The sequence below is a fragment of the Streptomyces sp. ERV7 genome, from assembly GCF_001653515.1.
GTDB lineage: Bacteria > Actinomycetota > Actinomycetes > Streptomycetales > Streptomycetaceae > Streptomyces.
In genome coordinates this window covers 1,160,902-1,178,446 of record NZ_LYOY01000040.1, presented here as the reverse complement: position 1 = coordinate 1,178,446, position 17,545 = coordinate 1,160,902, and the positions used below count along the sequence as shown (strand labels likewise).

General features: G+C 72.2%; 11 protein-coding genes and 3 pseudogenes. 5 read left to right on the top strand and 9 right to left on the bottom strand.

All coding sequences use genetic code 11. The features are described 5' to 3' along the window. Positions 1-9 precede the first annotated feature (9 nt). A pseudogene (locus A8W25_RS35040) lies at positions 10-858 on the top strand (hypothetical protein); the annotation flags it as partial. Here A8W25_RS35040 and A8W25_RS19920 read toward each other — a convergent pair. After that, complete coding sequence (locus tag A8W25_RS19920; RefSeq protein ID WP_067163302.1) at positions 784-1,644, bottom strand: bifunctional methylenetetrahydrofolate dehydrogenase/methenyltetrahydrofolate cyclohydrolase; 861 nt, start codon at positions 1,642-1,644, stop codon at positions 784-786. The pseudogene A8W25_RS35040 and the gene A8W25_RS19920 sit on opposite strands and share 75 nt — an antisense overlap. A gap of 206 nt (positions 1,645-1,850) precedes the next feature. On the opposite strand from A8W25_RS19920, the gene A8W25_RS19915 reads away from it, so the two are divergent. Then, complete coding sequence (locus A8W25_RS19915) at positions 1,851-2,480, top strand: DUF3824 domain-containing protein (protein WP_067163300.1); 630 nt, start codon at positions 1,851-1,853, stop codon at positions 2,478-2,480. A gap of 68 nt (positions 2,481-2,548) precedes the next feature. On the opposite strand, the gene purH is transcribed toward A8W25_RS19915, so the two are convergent. Both purH and purN read right to left on the bottom strand, forming a co-directional pair. After that, positions 2,549-4,105, bottom strand: a complete 1,557-nt coding sequence (gene purH, locus A8W25_RS19910) for a bifunctional phosphoribosylaminoimidazolecarboxamide formyltransferase/IMP cyclohydrolase (RefSeq protein ID WP_067163298.1) — start codon at positions 4,103-4,105, stop codon at positions 2,549-2,551. Further along, a complete protein-coding gene (gene purN / locus A8W25_RS19905) occupies positions 4,102-4,737 on the bottom strand; it encodes a phosphoribosylglycinamide formyltransferase (protein ID WP_067163296.1) in 636 nt (211 codons plus the stop codon). Before purN ends, purH begins: the two co-directional genes overlap by 4 nt. Before the next feature lie 379 nt (positions 4,738-5,116). Between purN and A8W25_RS19900 the strand changes: the two genes are divergently transcribed. Further along, positions 5,117-5,872, top strand: a complete 756-nt coding sequence (locus A8W25_RS19900) for a sigma factor-like helix-turn-helix DNA-binding protein (RefSeq protein WP_067163295.1) — start codon at positions 5,117-5,119, stop codon at positions 5,870-5,872. Positions 5,873-5,989: 117 nt separating this feature from the next. Here the strand turns inward: A8W25_RS19900 and sucD are convergent, their stop codons facing one another. The 5 genes from sucD to A8W25_RS19875 form a co-directional block, all read right to left on the bottom strand. Continuing rightward, on the bottom strand, positions 5,990-6,874 hold the full coding sequence (gene sucD, locus A8W25_RS19895) for a succinate--CoA ligase subunit alpha (protein ID WP_067163293.1): 885 nt from the start codon (positions 6,872-6,874) through the stop codon (positions 5,990-5,992). A 21-nt stretch (positions 6,875-6,895) separates the two neighbouring features. Then, entirely contained in the window at positions 6,896-8,074 is a 1,179-nt protein-coding gene (gene sucC / locus A8W25_RS19890) for an ADP-forming succinate--CoA ligase subunit beta (protein ID WP_067163291.1), read from the bottom strand. Positions 8,075-8,279: 205 nt separating this feature from the next. Beyond that, positions 8,280-9,398, bottom strand: a complete 1,119-nt coding sequence (locus tag A8W25_RS19885; RefSeq protein ID WP_067164250.1) for a VWA domain-containing protein — start codon at positions 9,396-9,398, stop codon at positions 8,280-8,282. 50 nt (positions 9,399-9,448) lie between these two features. Continuing rightward, entirely contained in the window at positions 9,449-11,923 is a 2,475-nt protein-coding gene (locus A8W25_RS19880) for a DUF5682 family protein (protein WP_067163289.1), read from the bottom strand. Next, positions 11,920-13,056, bottom strand: coding sequence for an ATP-binding protein (locus A8W25_RS19875; protein ID WP_067163288.1), 1,137 nt, complete (start codon positions 13,054-13,056; stop codon positions 11,920-11,922). The genes A8W25_RS19880 and A8W25_RS19875 overlap by 4 nt, the downstream gene beginning before the upstream one ends. A gap of 128 nt (positions 13,057-13,184) precedes the next feature. Here A8W25_RS19875 and A8W25_RS34455 point away from each other — a divergent pair. Further along, a pseudogene (locus tag A8W25_RS34455) lies at positions 13,185-14,156 on the top strand (SWIM zinc finger family protein); the annotation flags it as partial. Then, positions 14,101-14,871: pseudogene (locus tag A8W25_RS34450) on the top strand (M23 family metallopeptidase); the annotation flags it as partial. The pseudogenes A8W25_RS34455 and A8W25_RS34450, both read left to right, overlap by 56 nt. A gap of 102 nt (positions 14,872-14,973) precedes the next feature. On the opposite strand, the gene pcrA reads toward A8W25_RS34450, so the two are convergent. Next, on the bottom strand, positions 14,974-17,442 hold the full coding sequence (gene pcrA / locus A8W25_RS19860; RefSeq protein ID WP_067163284.1) for a DNA helicase PcrA: 2,469 nt from the start codon (positions 17,440-17,442) through the stop codon (positions 14,974-14,976). Between the last annotated feature and the right edge of the window lie 103 nt (positions 17,443-17,545).

Here is a 17,545-nt window from a genome sequence, read left to right as displayed (position 1 = left end):
CTCTTTGGGATGATCTGCGCGCTGGGGTCGGCGGTCTGCTACGGCACCGCGACGGTTCTGCAGGCCGTGGCGGCCCGGGCGGCGTCCGGGCCCTCGGGATCCGGGTCCGGGTCCGGGTCCGGGTCCGGGTCCGGGGATGCCGGGGTCGATCCCGCGCTGCTGCTGCGGGCCGTGCGGCAGTGGCGTTACGTCGCCGGGCTCGGTCTCGACGGGCTGGGGTTCGTGCTCCAGATCGTGGCGCTGCGGGCGGTCCCGATCTACGCGGTCGGGGCGGCGCTGGCCGCGTCGCTCGCGGTGACGGCGGTGGTCGCGGCGCGGGTCCTCGCCGTGCGGCTCTCCGGTACGGAGTGGGCGGCGGTCGGGGTCGTCTGCGCCGGGCTCGCGATGCTGGGACTCGCGTCCGGCGAGGAGGGGCACGAGGACGGGCCCGCCGCGCTGCCCTGGGCGCTGCTCGCGGTCGCGGCGGCGATCCTGCTGGCCGGGGCGGTCGCCGGGCGGCTGCCCGGCCGGGCTCGGGCCCTGGTCCTCGGGCTCGGGGCGGGGTGCGGGTTCGGCGTGGTGGAGGTCGCGGTGCGGCTCATCGACTCCTTCGACCTCGCCAATCCGGCGCTGTACGCGCTGCTGCTGGGCGGGGGTGCGGCGTTCCTGCTGCTGACGTCGGCGCTGCAGCGGGGGTCGGTGACGACGGCGACGGCGGGGATGGTGCTGGGCGAGACGATCGTCCCCACCGGTGCCGCCGTCCCCCGTACTCGTGTCGGCGTCCATGCCTCGGTCCCTTTCCGGTCAGCTCGCGGACGCGCCGCGCTCCGCCGCTTCGACGACGTTGACCAGCAGCTGGGCGCGGGTCATCGGGCCGACGCCACCCGGGTTGGGCGAGATCCAGCCCGCCACCTCGGCGACCCCGGGGTGCACGTCTCCGACGATCTTGCCGTTCTCGTCCCGGCTGACGCCGACGTCGAGGACGGCCACGCCCGGCTTGACGTCCTCGGGCTTGACCAGGTGCGGCACCCCGGCGGCGGCCACGATGATGTCGGCCCGGCGCAGATGGGCGGCGAGGTCACGGGTGCCGGTGTGGCACTGCGTCACGGTCGCGTTCTCGGAGCGGCGGGTCAGCAGCAGCGGCATCGTGCGCCCGATGGTGACACCGCGGCCGATCACCACGACCTCGGCGCCGTTGATCTCCACACCGTGCTCGCGCAGCAGCTGGATCACCCCGTACGGCGTGCAGGGCAGCGGGCCGGGCTCGTTGAGCACCAGGCGGCCGAGGTTGGTCGGGTGCAGCCCGTCCGCGTCCTTGGCCGGGTCCATCAGCGTCAGGATGCGGTTCTCGTCGATGCCCTTGGGGAGCGGGAGTTGGACGATGTAGCCGGTGCACTCCGGGTCCTCGTTCAGCTCCCGGACGACCGCCTCGATCTCCTCCTGCGTGGCGGTGGCGGGCAGTTCGCGCTGGATGGAGGCGATGCCCACCTCGGCGCAGTCGCGGTGCTTGCCCGCCACGTACTTCTGGCTGGCGGGGTCCTCACCGACCAGGACGGTGCCGAGACCGGGGCGGATCCCCTTCTCCTTCAGGGCCGCCACGCGGACGGCCAGATCGGACTTGATCGCTGCGGCGGTGGCCTTGCCATCGAGAATCTGGGCGGTCATGTTTCCCATTCTTCCAGGGCGACTCATGATCGCCCAAGTTGCACTTGCACAACACATCCAGCTTCCGGCTGGACAAACTTATGTCTCGTTTAGAACGATGATCCGTGCAGTACCGCGGGCAGTGCCGGGGGGCGAACCGCTCACACATCACCTTTCCTCCGCTCGGGCCGCGTCGTCCCCGCACGGAACAACGGAGGAAACCCGCCATGAGCTTCGGCGACCCGAACAACCCGTACGGCCAGGCACCCCCGCCGCCGCAGGCACCGCCCGGCTACGGCTACCCGGCCGCCCCCCAGGGCGTGCCCCCGCAGCAGGCGTACGGCTACCCGCAGCAGCCGCCGGGCTACCCGGCCTACCCCGGCGGCATGGTGATGCCGCCGCAGATGCCGGGCCTGATGCAGACCGCCCGCGTCTTCCTGTTCATCGTGGGCGCCGTCCAGGTGCTGATCGGCTTCCTGTTCCTGTTCATCGGGGCCGCGGCCAACGACGTCTCCAACAAGTCGGACGACACCTTCGGCGACACCCCGTTCGGTGACATCGGCCACGCCGCCGCCGGAATCATGGTCGTCTTCGCGCTGGTCTTCTTCGGCCTGACCGCGCTGTCGATCACGCTCGGCGTACGGCTGTCCAAGGGCCGCCAGGGCGTCCGCATCACGACGATGGTCTACGGCATCCTGGGCGCCGTGGTCGGCGTGCTCGCCCTGGTCGGCTCCGCCAACAACGACTCCTCGGGCGGCCTGATCTGGGCGTTCCTGTGGATGGCCTTCGGCGGCATCATGGCGGCGGCCATGATGACCCGCGACGGCAGCGCCTGGTTCAACCGACCGCGCTACTGATCCACTTCGCGAACGCCGGCGAAAGGGCCGCACCCCGCACCGGGGGTGCGGCCCTTTCGCGTATGCGATCAGTGGAAGAAGTGGCGTGTGCCGGTGAAGTACATCGTCACGCCCGCCTTCTTCGCGGCCTCGATCACCAGCTCGTCACGGACCGAACCGCCCGGCTGCACGACCGCCTTCACACCCGCGGCGGTCAGGATCTCCAGACCGTCGGGGAACGGGAAGAAGGCGTCGGAGGCGGCGTACGAGCCCCGCGCGCGCTCCTCGCCCGCGCGCTCCACCGCGAGCTTCGCCGAGTCGACCCGGTTGACCTGGCCCATGCCGACGCCGACCGAGGCGCCGTCCTTGGCGAGCAGGATGGCGTTGGACTTGACGGCCCGGCACGCCTTCCAGGCGAACTCCAGCTCCTTGAGCTCGTCCTTGGAGAGCGCCTCGCCGGTGGCCAGCGTCCAGTTCGCCGGGTCGTCGCCCTCGGCCTGGAACACATCGGTCTGCTGGAGCACGGCGCCGCCCGAGACCGGCTTGAGGTCGCCGGGCTGGTGCGGGGTGCCGTCGACCCGCAGGACGCGGATGTTCTTCTTGCGGGCCAGGACCTCGACCGCGCCGTCCTCGTACGCCGGGGCCGCGATGACCTCGGTGAAGATCTCCGCGACCTGCTCGGCCATGGCCACCGTCACCGGGCGGTTGACCGCGATGACACCGCCGAAGGCGGACAGCGGGTCGCACTCGTGGGCCTTGCGGTGGGCGGCGGCGAGGTCGGCGTCGACGGCGATGCCGCACGGGTTGGCGTGCTTGATGATCGCGACGCAGGGCTCGTCGTGGTCGTAGGCCGCGCGCCGGGCGGCCTCGGTGTCCACGTAGTTGTTGAAGGACATCTCCTTGCCGTGCAGCTGCTCGGCGTTGGCGATGCCGCCCGGCTGTCCGTCCGTGTAGAGCGCGGCGGCCTGGTGCGGGTTCTCGCCGTAACGCAGGGTGGACTTGCGCTCCCAGGTCCCGCCGAGGAAGCCGGGCAGTGCGGCGCCGTCCTCCGGCGCGTACACGTTGGTCATCCAGGAGGCGACCGCCACGTCGTACGCGGCGGTGTGCTGAAACGCTTCGGCGGCCAGGTACTTGCGGGCGTCGAGGTCGAATCCGCCGTTCCCGACGGCCGCGAGCACGTCCGCGTACCGCTCGGGGCTGGTGACGACCGCCACCGACGGGTGGTTCTTGGCGGCGGCCCGGACCATCGAGGGCCCGCCGATGTCGATCTGCTCGACGCACTCGTCGGCGGAGGCGCCCGAGGCGACGGTCTCCTTGAACGGGTACAGGTTGACCACGACGAGCTGGAACGGCTCGACGCCGAGCTCCGCCAGCTGCTCGCGGTGCGAGTCCAGGCGGAGGTCGGCGAGGATCCCGGCGTGCACGCGCGGGTGCAGCGTCTTGACCCGGCCGTCCAGGCACTCGGGGAAGCCGGTCAGCTCCTCGACCTTGGTGACGGGCACCCCGGCGGCCGCGATGCGCCCGGCCGTCGACCCGGTCGAGACGAGCTCGACGCCGGCCGCGTGCAGCCCACGCGCCAGCTCCTCAAGACCACTCTTGTCATAGACGCTGACCAGCGCGCGACGGATCTCCCGCTTGCTACTCACGGCAACAGAACCTTTCGTCCCTCAATGCGATATCCGTCGCGGGCCAGCCGCCCCACGACGTCGACGAGCAGCCTTCGCTCGACTTCCTTGATGCGCTCGTGGAGCGCGTCCTCCGTGTCGTCCGCCCGGACCTCGACCACGCCCTGGGCGATGATCGGGCCGGTGTCGACGCCGTCGTCGACGAGGTGGACGGTGCATCCGGTGACCTTGGCGCCGTACGCGAGGGCGTCACGGACGCCGTGGGCGCCGGGAAAGCTGGGCAGCAGGGCGGGGTGCGTGTTGACGACCTTCCCGCCGAACCGGGCGAGGAACCGCTTCCCCACGATCTTCATGAACCCCGCGGACACGACGAGGTCCGGCGCGTACGCCGCGGTGGCCTCGGCGAGCGCCAGGTCCCAGGCGTCCCGGGTGGGGTGATCCTTCACCCGGCAGACAAAGGTGGGCAGACCGGCCTTTTCGGCCCGCTCCAGGCCGACGATGCCGTCCCGGTCGGCCCCGACGGCCACGATCCGCGCCCCGTACCCGTCCGGGTCGGCGGCGATGGCGTCGAGCAGCGCTTGGAGGTTCGTACCGGATCCGGAGACCAGCACGACGAGGCGCGCCGGAGCGGCGGAGGGGGGCGGGGAGGCCACGGCTGGGCCCTTTCTCGCGTACGGGGTGAGGCGTGGTGGGTCTGTGCCGGTGCGTGCGGTGCGCCCCGCCGTGCGGGGCCTGGCGCCTGGGCGGACACCGCCCGCGACGCACCTTTGTATGGTCGTACGAACGAGTCGTCCCCCTCGATACGGGGAACCCTACGAATGCGCCGACCGTCAGCAACGATACCGGCACACCGAACCGCCCCCACGGGACGGGGGCAGGCCCGGCAGGTAGCGTCTGGGGAGGCGCGGTCCGCGGACGGCGCCGCGACGACGACATGAGCACGGATATGAGCACGCCGAGCGTCTGGTTCGGACCGCCCGCGCGGGCGGTCCGCTCGACACTCGATCTGAATGCTCGACGAATGCGACCCCCATGGCCAGGGGTCCGAGGGGAAGACGTTCACCAGATGCCGGACCGACGCGACCAGCCGTTCGCAGAACGCCAGTCCCCCGCGACGACGGATTCGACGGATTCGACGGAGTCGACGGGCCAGATGAACCCGACGAACCGGACACCGTCGCGGGAGGACGGGGCGGACACCGGACGGGGCGGGCCCCCCCGGCCGACCCCGGACTCCGTACGCTGCTGCGCGCCCTGCTCGACCTGCCGCCCGCGTACCGCCGCACTCTTCTGCTCTACGACGGCCTCGGCCTCGACCTGCCCGAGACCGCCGCCGAGACCGAGGCCAGCACCCCGGCCGCCGCGAACCGGCTGCTGCACGCCCGCGAGGCCGTCGCCTTCCGGGTGCCGGAACTCGCCGCAGTCACCGGCCCCGAGGCGCTCTCCGCGCTGCTGCGTCGGCGCATCGGCGAACTCGCCCTCGTCGATCCCCGGACCGTGACCCGGCTGCCGGGCCCCCGGCGCGTACGCACCGGGGGCGAGCGCCGCAACCGGGTCTGGACGCGCGCCGCCGTCACCCTGACCGCCGTCATCGTCGGCGCGACCGCCTTCACCCTCTCGACCGCGCCCACCCGCTACATCCCACCGGTCTCCCCGGGGCAGCGCATCGGCGGCGTCCCGCTCAACAGCGGCCCGCAGCGGCAGAGCGAGGAGGACGTGGAGCTCCACCGCAAACTGCTCAACGAGCCCGCGCACGGGCCGGAGCGGCTGGTCCCCGAGTTCCGCTGAGGCCTGCCGTACCCAGCGAACGCGCGTGGGCCCGCACCCCTTGTCCAGGGGTGCGGGCCCACGCGCGTACAGACGTACGGACCAGCCGTACGGGTGACCCGAGGGTCAGGCGGAAGGTCAGCCGGCGAGGATCTCGCGCGCCAGCTTGGCCGTCTCGGTCGGCGTCTTGCCGACCTTGACGCCCGCGGCCTCCAGGGCCTCCTTCTTGGCCTGCGCCGTGCCGGAGGAGCCGGAGACGATGGCGCCGGCGTGGCCCATGGTCTTGCCCTCGGGCGCGGTGAAGCCCGCGACGTAGCCGACGACCGGCTTGGTCACGTTGGCCTTGATGAAGTCGGCCGCGCGCTCCTCGGCGTCGCCGCCGATCTCACCGATCATGACGATCAGGTCGGTGTCGGGGTCGGCCTCGAACGCGGCGAGCGCGTCGATGTGCGTGGTGCCGATGACCGGGTCGCCACCGATGCCGACGGCGGACGAGAAGCCGATGTCACGGAGCTCGTACATCATCTGGTACGTCAGCGTGCCGGACTTCGAGACCAAGCCGATACGGCCCGGCTTGGTGATGTCGCCCGGGATGATGCCGGCGTTGGACTGGCCCGGCGTGATCAGACCGGGGCAGTTCGGGCCGATGATGCGGGTCTTGTTGCCCTTGGCCTTCGCGTACGCCCAGAAGGCGGCGGAGTCGTGGACCGCGATGCCCTCGGTGATGACGACGGCGAGCGGGATCTCGGCGTCGATCGCCTCGACCACGGCGGCCTTGGCGAACGCCGGCGGCACGAAGAGGACGGACACGTTCGCGCCGGTCTTCTCCATCGCCTCGGCGACCGTGCCGAAGACCGGGATCTCGGTGCCGTCGATGTCGACGGACGTGCCGGCCTTGCGCGGGTTCACACCGCCGACGATGTTGGAGCCGTCAGCGAGCATGAGCTTGGTGTGCTTCATGCCCGTGGCGCCGGTCATGCCCTGGACGATGACCTTGCTGTCCTTGTTGAGGAAGATAGCCATGGTGGTGTCTGACCTCGTCCCTTACTTCGCAGCCGCGAGCTCGGCGGCCTTGTCGGCCGCGCCGTCCATGGTGTCCACGCGCTGCACGAGCGGGTGGTTCGCGTCCGACAGGATCTTGCGACCCAGCTCCGCGTTGTTGCCGTCGAGACGCACGACCAGCGGCTTGGTGACCTCTTCGCCCTTGTCGGCGAGGAGCTGCAGCGCCTGGACGATGCCGTTGGCGACCTCGTCACAGGCGGTGATGCCACCGAAGACGTTGACGAACACGGACTTGACGTCCGCGTCGCCGAGGATGATCTCCAGGCCGTTCGCCATCACCTGGGCGGACGCGCCGCCACCGATGTCGAGGAAGTTGGCCGGCTTCACGCCGCCGTGGTTCTCACCGGCGTACGCGACGACGTCCAGGGTGCTCATGACGAGACCCGCGCCGTTGCCGATGATGCCGACCTCGCCGTCGAGCTTGACGTAGTTGAGGCCCTTGGCCTTGGCGGCGGCCTCGAGCGGGTCAGCCGCGTCCTTGTCCTCGAGCGCCTCGTGCTCCGGCTGGCGGAACTCGGCGTTCTCGTCGAGGGAGACCTTGCCGTCCAGCGCGAGGATGCGGCCGTCCTTGGTCTTCACCAGCGGGTTGACCTCGACGAGGAGCGCGTCCTCGGCGACGAAGGTGTCCCACAGGGTCACCATCGCCTCGGCGACGCCCTCGGCCACCTCGGCCGGGAACTTCGCCAGGGCCACGATCTCGCGGGCCTTCTCGATGTTCACGCCGTCGACGGCGTTGACCGGGACCTTCGCGAGGGCCTCGGGGGTCTTCTCCGCGACCTCCTCGATGTCCATGCCGCCCTGCACCGACGCCATGGCGAGGAAGGTGCGGTTGGTGCGGTCGAGGAGGTACGAGACGTAGTACTCCGCCTCGATCTCCGGGGACAGCTCGGCGATCATCACCTTGTGGACCGTGTGGCCCTTGATGTCCATGCCGAGGATGTCCGTCGCGCGGGCGACGGCCTCGTCCGGGTTCGCCGCCAGCTTCACGCCGCCGGCCTTGCCTCGGCCGCCTACCTTCACCTGCGCCTTGACGACGGACTTGCCGCCCAGCCGCTCGGTCGCCTCGCGGGCTGCCTCAGGCGTGTCGATCACTTCACCGGCCAGCACCGGTACACCGTGCTTGGCGAAGAGGTCCCTCGCCTGGTACTCGAACAGGTCCACGCGCGTCCGTCCCTTTTCAGTGGTCTCGCGGTTCGTTTTCTGCGTGGGCGTGCCGCGAAGGGCAACGTGACGGCGCTGTCACTGAGGGAGGCGCACACGGTGTCCGGGTACGCGGCATGTCCGTCTCGCAGGTTATCCCCGCCAGAGCGAGCTCCCTAAATCGCAGATCACACCGGAGCGGTGATACCTGTCACAGATCACCTGCTCACAGCGTGTCAGGTATCGGCAGAGCCCGCTTCTCGACCGCCGCCGCCATGATCTCCGGGAAGAGGTCGGGGGTGCAGGCGAAGGCGGGCGCGCCGAGGGCCGCCAGGGCCGCCGCGTGCTCGTGGTCGTACGCCGGGGCGCCCTCGTCGGAGAGGGCGAGCAGGGCCACGAACTGCACCCCGGAGGCCTTCATCGCCGCCACCCGCTTCAGCATCTCGTCGCGGATCCCTCCCTCGTAGAGGTCACTGATGAGCACGACGACGGTGTCGGCAGGACGGGTGATCTGCGACTGGCAGTAGGCGAGGGCGCGGTTGATGTCGGTGCCGCCGCCCAGCTGGGTGCCGAACAGCACGTCCACCGGGTCGTCGAGCTGGTCGGTGAGGTCGACGACCGCCGTGTCGAACACCACGAGCCGGGTGGCGATCGAGCGCATGGAGGCGAGGACGGCGCCGAACACCGAGGCGTAGACGACCGAGGCGGCCATCGAGCCGGACTGGTCGATGCAGAGGATCACCTCCTTCTTGACCGACTGGGCGGCCCGTCCGTAGCCGATCAGCCGGTCGGGGACGACCGTGTCGTACTCGGGCAGGTAGTTCTTCAGGTTCGCCCGGATGGTGCGGTCCCAGTCGATGTCCCGGTGGCGGGGGCGGCTGATCCGGGCCGAACGGTCCAGGGCGCCCGTCAGCGTCGCCCTCGTCCGGGTCGCCAGCCGCTTCTCCAGGTCCTCGACGACCTTGCGGACGACCGCGCGGGCCGTCTCCTTGGTGGTCTCCGGCATCGCCTTGTTGAGCGAGAGCAGCGTGCCCACCAGGTGCACGTCCGCCTCGACGGCCTCCAGCATCTCCGGCTCCAGGAGCAGCGCGGAGAGCCCGAGCCGGTCGATGGCGTCGCGCTGCATGACCTGGACGACCGAGCTGGGGAAGTACGTACGGATGTCGCCCAGCCAGCGGGCGACGCTCGGGGCGGAGGCGCCCAGCCCGGCGCTGCGCTCCTTGGGCGTCCCCCGTCCGCCGGGGCCGCCGCCGTAGAGCGCGGACAGGGCGCCGTCCATCGCGGCGTCGCGCCCGGCGAGCGCGCGGCCCGTCCCGTCGGCGCCCTGCTCCCCGCCGAGCACCATCCGCCAGCGGCGCAGCCGCTCGTCGGCGGCCGCATCGAGTTGTTCTGTGCTCACTTCCCCACTCCTGCCAGGTGGTCGGATGCCGGGTGATCGGACGGCTGCGGCGGGGTACCGGGGCCGTGGGTGCTCGCGCCCAGCAGCAGCCGCAGCAATGGCTCCACGGCGTCGGCGCGCGCGTGGTCGAGCCCGGCTCCGAAGCCGGGGGCTCCGGCGTCGGCCGCGGCCGGACCGGTGACGCCGGGGCCGCGCCGGACGAGCTCCCCGAGGGTGCGGCGCACACCCGGTTCGTACGCCGAGAAAGTGCGGCGCAGCAGCGGCAGTACGTCCGTGAAGGCGTCGGCCGGGACGCCGGTCAGCCAGATGTCGACCAGGGCGAGCAGCCGCTCGTCGTGCACGAGGAGCATTCCGCCGCCCGACGCTCCCCCGACGAACCCCTCGATCCAGGCGGCCGCCTCCCCCGGCGGTGTCCCCACCGAGAGCGCCAGGCCCATGTGGCGCTCCGCCTCGGTGTCCTCCAGCCGTCCGTCGTCCAGGAGCAGCCGGACGGCGCGGCCCCGGATCTCGCCCGGCACCGAGTCGCGCCCGGCCAGCCTGGACAGGACCGACGCCCAGCGGTCCCGCAGGGCCGTCGGGCCCCCGGGCGCGCCCGGGAGCAGGGCCATGGCGGTGTGGACGTCGTCGACACGGCGGCGCATCTCGGTGGCGCCGTCCGCGTCCAGGCCCGTGCAAGCTGCCGGGAGGCCGACGCAGATCCGCTCGGCGAGCCCGGTCGCGACCTCCCCGATGGCGGCCGTCTCCGTGCCCCGTACGTCTCCGTAGCGCAGGGTGCGGGCCAGGGCGGGCAGCGCCTGGGCGAGGTGGGCGACATCGGTGTCGAGCGCGGCCCGGTCGGCGAGCGCGCGCATCACCACCGGGAGCGCGTCGGAGAGCTCGGCGAGCAGACACCGCTCGGCGAGCGCGGTGATCTCGCCCAGGACCGTCGCCCCGGCGGCCTCCGACGCGGCGCGCGCGGTGGCGGCGGCCAGGACCGTCGTGCCCCACACCCCGGCCTCGGCCACCCGCACCGACAGCTCGGGCTCCCAGCGCAGCCGCCAGCTCTCCCGGAAGGTGCCGGTGCTGCCCCGGGATGCCGACTGCTCGCCCCAGCCGATGCCGAGCAGGCTCAGCCGGTGCAGCAGCCGGCTGCGCGCGGCGTCGGTGTCCTTGCGCAGATCGAGTTCCAGCTCCCGCTCCAGCGCCTCCGGCTTGAGCCGCAGGGAGCGCTGGGCGCGGGTGAGGTCGCGCTGGAGCGGGACGGCCGGGGCGGCGTCCGGCACCTCGCCGAGCACATCGCCGACGACCAGGCGGTCCTGGACGAGGGCGAGCGGCACGTCGGAGCCCTCGCACATCACCGCCCGCACCGCGTCGGTCGTCTCGGTCAGGCCCGGCAGCGGGCGGCCGCGCATCGCGGCGAGGGTTCCGGCGAGCCGTACCGCCTCGATGACGTGCGCGGACGAGACCAGCCGGTCCTCCTCGCGCAGCAGCCCGGCGACCTTGGTCATCCAGCGCTCGACGGGGCGGTCAGGGGCGCCGAACAAGTGCCCGTACCAGCCGGGCGAGTCGATGCCCGCTCCGTAGCCGCTGTGCCGGGCGAGGCGGCGGTGGGTCCAGGGCACCCAGGTCAGCTCGGCCTTCACCTTGGGCAGGCCCTTGAGCAGCGCGCGGTCGGCGGCGACGGTGGTCCTGGCGGCGAGCGCGGGCACGTGCCAGGCTCCGCACACCACGGCGACCTCGTCCCCGAACTCCCGCCGGGCGGTGCGCAGTTGCTGACGCATATACGCCTCGCGGACCAGGTCGCGCGCGTGGCCGCCGTCCCCGTACTCCTCGCGCAGCGCCGTCATGGCCTCGCCCAGGACCACGAACGGACCGTACGGATCGGCTCCCGGTGTGCCGTCGCGGTGCTCCACGACGTCCTCCCACCAGGCTTCCGGGTCGTCGTATCCGGCGGTCTCGGCGAGCACACCGATCGGGTCGATCCGCAGCCCTGCCTGATCGGGGCCGCCTTCCGAACCCCCTTCGCCCTGGGGCTCGTTGCCCTCGCGCCCGCAGTCCTGGCGCTCATCGCCATCGGGCCCGTTGTCCGTCCCGCTCAGTGGTTCGGTCTCCGGCCGCTCCTCCCCCGCCGCCAGGGAGTGGGCCGCCGGGAGGTCGATGAAGCGCACCTCGGCGCCCACGTCCAGGGCCCAGCGCAGGGCCACCCACTCCGGCGAGAACTCGGCCATCGGCCAGAACGCGGCCCGGCGCGGGTCGTCCACCACATGGGCGAGCAGCGCGACCGGCGGCCGCATGTCCGGGTCGGCGGCGAGCGCCAGCAGCCCGTCGGCCTCGGGCGGGCCCTCGATCAGCACGGCCCGGGGCCGCGCCGCCTCCAGGACCGCCCGCACGGCCCGCGCCGACCCGGGCCCGTGGTGCCGCACCCCGAGCAGCCAGGGGCCCGGGGGCGCGTCGGGTGCCGCGTCCGGCGCGGCCGGGGTCAGCGTGGTCATGCCGACACCTCTCGGCAGGCGCGGTAGAAGTCCTTCCAGCCGTCGCGCTCGCGCACCACCGTTTCCAGGTACTCCTGCCAGATGACGCGGTCCGCCGCCGGGTCGCGGACGACCGCGCCGAGGATGCCCGCCGCCACGTCGCCGGAGCGGAGCACGCCGTCGCCGAAGTGTGCGGCGAGCGCCAGGCCGCCGGTCACCACCGAGATCGCCTCGGCCGTGGAGAGCGTCCCCGAGGGGGACTTGAGCTTGGTGCGGCCGTCGCCCGTCACTCCGTCCCGCAGCTCGCGGAAGACGGTGACGACCCGGCGGATCTCGTCCATGCCCTCGGGCGCGGCGGGCAGGTCGAGCGAGCGCCCGAGCTGGTCGACCCGGCGCGAGACGATGTCGACCTCCTCCTCGGCGGTCGCCGGAAGCGGCAGCACCACCGTGTTGAAGCGGCGGCGCAGCGCGCTCGACAGCTCGTTGACCCCCCGGTCGCGGTCGTTGGCCGTGGCGATGAGGTTGAAGCCCCGCACGGCCTGGGTCTCCTGGCCCAACTCGGGGATGGGCAGCGTCTTCTCCGACAGGATCGTGATCAGCGTGTCCTGCACGTCGGCCGGGATACGGGTGAGCTCCTCGACCCGGGCCGTCATCCCCTCGGCCATGGCCCGCATGATCGGGCTGGGCACCAGGGCGTCCCGGCTGGGGCCGTGCGCGAGCAGTTGCGCGTAGTTCCACCCGTACCGGATCGCCTCCTCCGGGGTGCCGGCCGTGCCCTGCACCAGCAGGGTGGAGTCACCGCTGACGGCGGCGGCGAGGTGCTCGGACACCCAGGTCTTGGCGGTGCCGGGGACGCCGAGCAGCAGCAGCGCCCGGTCGGTGGCGAGGGTGGTGACGGCGACCTCGACGATGCGGCGGGGGCCCACGTACTTCGGCGTGATCACCGTGCCGCCGGGCAGGGTGCCGCCGAGCAGATAGGTGGCCACGGCCCACGGCGAGAGCTGCCAGCGGGCGGGCCTGGGCCGGTCGTCGGCGGCGGCCAGCGCCTTGAGTTCGTGCGCGAACGCGTGCTCGGCGTGCGGGCGCAGGGCCTCGGCGGCGGCCGCCTCGACACCGCTCGCGGCACCTGCGGAATGGGTTGCGGACACGGTCATTGGATCCCCCTCCAGATCAGTCGACCCGATGTGACTCCACCGTGCACCACGCCACTGACAATCGACCTCGGCGAGGGCGAACGCGCTGGTCACAGCGATTGTCAGTGGGGGCATCTACCGTCGGAGCCATGAATCAGCAGGGGGTGCGCTGGACGGCGGAACAGGTGCTGGCCCTGGCTCCTGACGACTCGTCACGCAAGGCGGGAAGCAAGCTCGGCGCGGCCGGGCCGTGGTCGGAGAGCGGCTGCGACAACTCAAGCGTGTGGGGCCTGTGCAAGGGCAGCGGCAGCAAGCCGTACCAGACGGTGGTCGACACGGGCGGGCTCGGATACAAGTGCAGTTGCCCGAGCCGCAAGTTCCCGTGCAAGCACGCGCTGGGGCTGCTGCTGCTCTGGGCGGCGGACGAGCGCGCGGTGCCGGCCGTCGCGGACGGGGAGGCGCCCGGCTGGGCCGAGGAGTGGCTGCGCGGCCGGCGGGAGCGGGCGGAGAAGAAGGGGAGCGAGGCGGCGGACCCCGCCGAGGCGAGGACCGCCGATCCGGAGGCGGCCCGCCGCCGCGCGCAGAAGCGCGCCGAGCGGGTCACGGCCGGGGCGGGCGAGCTGGAGCAGCGCCTGGAGGACCTGCTGCGCGGCGGCCTGGCGGCGGCCGAGCGGCCGGGGTACGGGCTGTGGGAGGAGACGGCCGCCCGCATGGTCGATGCCCAGGCGCCGGGACTGGCGGGCAGAGTAAGGGAGTTGGGGGCGATACCGGGTTCCGGGCCGGGCTGGCCGGTGCGGCTCCTGGAAGAGTGCGCGCTGCTGCATCTGCTCGACCGGGCCTGGCTGGGCCGCGAGGGGCTGCCGGAGCCGCTGGCCGCCACGGTCCGGGCGCGGGTCGGTGTGCCCGCGCCGCCGCAGGGGCCGTCGGTGCGGGACATATGGCAGGTCCTGGCGCAGTACGACACGGCCGACACCAAGCTGACCACGCGCCGGATCTGGCTGCACGGCAGGGAGTCGGGCCGCTCGGCGATGCTGCTCGACTTCGGCGCGGCGGGCCGGGCGCCCGGCCCCCGTCTCCCCCCGCCGCCCCGCAGGAAACCGCAGCCGTCGGCGCAGCCCGGCCAAGCGGTCCGCGCTGCTCACCGTCGCGGTGCCGTCCGTGTGTGTGATGGGCGTCGCCGGGGTCGCGGCCGCGTCGGTGAGCGGGCTCGGCGGCGAGGGCAAGGACAGCGGCACGGCGGTCACCGCCTCCGACCCGTCCTCGGTCAAGCCGGTCGCCGCCAACAGCAAGCTGGACACCCAGCTCGCCAACCTCAGCGCGGAGGCGGGCGACTTCGCCGACCGCGCCAGCCGGACGCAGGAACGTCTCGACCTCAAGGCCCGCCAGGCGGCGGAGAAGCAGCGCAAGGTCGAGGCGGCCGCGCGCAAGGAGGCCGCGCGCCCCAAGTTCCTGCTGCCGGTCAAGCAGCGGGGCCTGAGCGCGTACTACGGCCAGGCCGGCGTCAACTGGATGTCGGTGCACACCGGCATCGACTTCCCGGTCTCGTACGGCACCCCGGTGATGTCCGCGATCGACGGCACCATCCGTACGCAGTGGAACAGCGCCTACGGCAACATGGCCATAGTGACGGCCGCCGACGGCACCGAGACCTGGTACTGCCACCTCTCCAGCACCAAGCTGCGGTCCGGCCCGGTCAAGGCCGGTGACGTCATCGCGTACTCGGGCAACTCCGGCAACTCCACCGGTCCGCATCTGCACTTCGAGGTGCGCCCCGGCGGCGGCTCGCCGATAGACCCGCTGCCGTGGCTGCGCGGCCACGGGCTCGACCCGACCTAGGCACAGAAACGATTTGCGGCTTCCCGGCTCCCCGCGCCCCTCGGAGGGACGCGGGGAGCTGTGCGACCGGCCCGCATCGGCCCGCAGCCGAAAGCGCGACGCTCAGAGCTTTTCCACCGGCGCGTACCGGAGGAGAAGCTTCTTGGGGCGCGGGTCGCCGAAGTCGATCGTGGCCTGGGCGTCCGAACCCGAACCTGTCACCGACACCACCGTGCCCAGACCGAACTGGTCGTGGGTGACGCGGTCGCCGACGGTCAGCGCGATCACCGGCTTGTCGCTGGTGCGCCGCGTCGCGAAGCCCGAAGGGCCCGAGCGCGACCGCGAGGAGGACAGTCCCGCGCCCAGGCCCTTGCCCGAGACCGGACCGGCCGGGGCGGCCATCGGGCCGGTGCGCTTCCAGTCCAGGTGCTGGGCCGGGATCTCCTCCAGGAACCGGGAGGGCGGGTTGTACGAGGGCTGGCCCCAGGCGCTGCGCATCGAGGAGCGCGTCAGATACAGCCGCTCGCGGGCGCGCGTGATGCCCACGTACGCCAGCCGGCGCTCCTCCTCCAGCTCCTTGACCTGGCCGAGCGCGCGCATGTGCGGGAAGACGCCGTCCTCCATGCCGGTCAGGAACACCACCGGGAACTCCAGGCCCTTGGCGGTGTGCAGGGTCATCAGGGTGATGACGCCGGAGCCCTCCTCGTCCTCGTCCGGGATCTGGTCGGAGTCGGCGACCAGCGCCACCTGCTCCAGGAACTCCGCGAGGGTGGGGGTGCCCGCGACCTCGGCGCCGTCGGCCCCCTCAGCCTCGCCGCGCGCCTGCTCGAACTCCAGGGCCACGGCGGCGAGTTCCTGGAGGTTCTCGATCCGGGTCTCGTCCTGCGGGTCGGTGGAGGCCTGCAGCTCGGCCAGATAGCCGGTCTGCTCCAGGACCGCCTCAAGGACGACGGCGGGGCCCGCGCCCGAGTCGACGATGGTGCGCAGGTCGTCCATGAGCTGGTTGAAGCGCTTGACGGCGTTGGCCGAGCGGGCGGCCATTCCGTACGCCTCGTCGACGCGGCGCAGCGCCTGCGGGAAGGTGGTCTTCTCCCGCAGCGAGAGCGCGTCGATCATCGCCTCGGCGCGGTCGCCGATGCCGCGCTTGGGCACGTTGAGGATCCGGCGCAGCGGGACCACGTCCTCCGGATTCGCGAGGACGCGCAGATAGGCGAGGACGTCGCGGACCTCCTTGCGCTCGTAGAAGCGCACGCCGCCGACGACCTTGTACGGCAGGCCGACGCGGATGAAGATCTCTTCGAAGACACGGGACTGGGCGTTGGTCCGGTAGAAGATCGCCACGTCGCCCGCCTTGGCGTCGCCCGCGTCGGTGAGCCGGTCGATCTCGTCGGCGACGAACTGCGCCTCGTCGTGCTCGGTGTCGGCCACATAGCCGGTGATCCCCGCGCCCGCGCCCGCGTCCGTCCACAGGTTCTTGGGGCGGCGGCTCTCGTTGCGCTCGATGACGGCGTTGGCGGCGGAGAGGATCGTCTGCGTGGAGCGGTAGTTCTGCTCCAGCATGATCGTCTTCGCATCCGGGTAGTCCTCCTCGAACTGGAGGATGTTGCGGATCGTGGCGCCCCGGAAGGCGTAGATCGACTGGTCGGCGTCACCGACCACGCACAGCTCGCCCGGTGCCTCGTCCTGCCCGGCCGGGCCGACGAGCTCCCGTACCAGCGTGTACTGGGCGTGGTTGGTGTCCTGGTACTCGTCGACCATCACATGGCGGAAGCGGCGGCGGTAGTGCTCGGCGACGTCCGGGAACGCCTGGAGCAGGTGGACCGTCGTCATGATGATGTCGTCGAAGTCCAGCGCGTTGGCCTCGCGCAGCCGCGCCTGGTACATCGCGTACGCCTGCGCCAGGGTCTTCTCGAAGCCGTCGACGGCCTGACCCGCGAAGGTCTCCTCGTCGATCAGCTCGTTCTTCAGGTTCGAGATCTTGGCGCTGAAGGACTTCGGCGGGAACTTCTTGGGATCGAGGTCGAGGTCGCGGCAGACCAGCGCCATCAGACGCTTGGAGTCGGCCGCGTCGTAGATCGAGAACGACGAGGTGAAGCCGAGCTTCTTGGACTCGCGGCGCAGGATCCGCACACAGGCGCTGTGGAAGGTCATCACCCACATCGCGTGCGCGCGCGGGCCGACCAGCTGCTCGACGCGCTCCTTCATCTCGCCCGCGGCCTTGTTGGTGAAGGTGATCGCGAGGATCTGGCCGGGGTGGACGCCGCGGGTCGCCAGCAGATGGGCGATGCGGTGGGTGAGCACCCGGGTCTTGCCGGAGCCCGCGCCGGCCACGATGAGCAGCGGGGAGCCCGCGTGGACCACGGCCGCGCGCTGGTTCTCGTTCAGCCCCTCCAGGAGGGTCGCCGGGTCGACCACCGGGCGCGGGGCGCCGTCCCGGTAGTACGCGTCGCGGCTCGGGAGTGCGTCGAAACGGCCCTGGAACAGGTCGTCCGGCACCTCCTCCCGGACCGGGCCGTCCTCGGGCGGCGGCGGGTGCTCCTCCTCGGAGGGCTGGAGGTCCGCCAGGAAGCTGTCGTCAAAGAGGCTGCTCATCGTCTCCCGAGTCTAGGACCCCGCTCTGACAGCCCGCTGCCGCCTTCGCAGAGACGAACCAACGGCTACGGAGCGTGAAGGTCACGGGAATGTATCGGGCCTG

Excerpts from the sequence above, each read along its gene's own strand:
- A8W25_RS19920 (WP_067163302.1), bottom strand. The coding sequence starts at position 1,644 with ATGACCGCCCAGATTCTCGATGGCAAGGCCACCGCCGCAGCGATCAAG.
- A8W25_RS19915 (WP_067163300.1), top strand. The coding sequence starts at position 1,851 with ATGAGCTTCGGCGACCCGAACAACCCGTACGGCCAGGCACCCCCGCCG.
- A8W25_RS19900 (WP_067163295.1), top strand. The coding sequence starts at position 5,117 with ATGGCCAGGGGTCCGAGGGGAAGACGTTCACCAGATGCCGGACCGACG.
- sucD (WP_067163293.1), bottom strand. The coding sequence starts at position 6,874 with ATGGCTATCTTCCTCAACAAGGACAGCAAGGTCATCGTCCAGGGCATG.
- A8W25_RS19885 (WP_067164250.1), bottom strand. The coding sequence starts at position 9,398 with ATGGTGCTCGGCGGGGAGCAGGGCGCCGACGGGACGGGCCGCGCGCTC.
- A8W25_RS19880 (WP_067163289.1), bottom strand. The coding sequence starts at position 11,923 with ATGACCACGCTGACCCCGGCCGCGCCGGACGCGGCACCCGACGCGCCC.
- A8W25_RS19875 (WP_067163288.1), bottom strand. The coding sequence starts at position 13,056 with ATGACCGTGTCCGCAACCCATTCCGCAGGTGCCGCGAGCGGTGTCGAG.
- pcrA (WP_067163284.1), bottom strand. The coding sequence starts at position 17,442 with ATGAGCAGCCTCTTTGACGACAGCTTCCTGGCGGACCTCCAGCCCTCC.